The sequence below is a fragment of the Pantoea sp. GD03673 genome (assembly GCF_029844725.1).
Classification (GTDB): Bacteria; Pseudomonadota; Gammaproteobacteria; order Enterobacterales; family Enterobacteriaceae; genus Pantoea.
In genome coordinates, this window is record NZ_JAOCKJ010000043.1 from 1 (window position 1) to 515 (window position 515).

General features: G+C 50.3%; 1 protein-coding gene. It reads left to right on the top strand.

Going from position 1 to position 515, the window contains the following annotated elements:
- A partial coding sequence (locus N5J69_RS22195) for a DUF3304 domain-containing protein (protein ID WP_279772599.1) occupies positions 1 to 291 on the top strand: 291 nt, incomplete at its 5' end.
- Between the last annotated feature and the right edge of the window lie 224 nt (positions 292 to 515).

Genomic DNA, 515 nt, shown 5'->3' on the forward strand with positions numbered 1-515 from the left:
CAGGTAAAAGTGGAATGGGAAACCGGCGTTGGAGGATCAAAGGATTTTCCCGGATTTGGTGACGATGCCAAATATCTGGCATGGAGGAAAAAAATAAATGCTCAGAAAAAACAACACAGCATCGTTGTACCGGTACCGGACTATACCGGTCAGGATACCTGCGGCATCACGGTACATTTCCTGCCCTGTGACCAGGTAAAAGTGACCACCAGTTGCGCAAATTACAGTCGTCCGGGTTATCCAATAAAAGACCCGATTAAGATGGCGGAGCCGAAAGTCTGTCCGAAATAATCACCGGTCTGGTGGTTATCACGTCTGTTTACACTCTCTGAGAACTGCTCAGCCAAAGTTGCCCGCGCGATTATGGCTAAGCAAAGTGCACGTAATCCGTCCATTAAACAAAGGAATGCAAAATGATGATTAATCATTATCTCATTGCAGCCTGTGCCCTGCTGCTGGCGGGCTGTAGCCAGCCGTCAGCGACGGCCCGGAGCGGCGGTGGCGGCACCATCGAA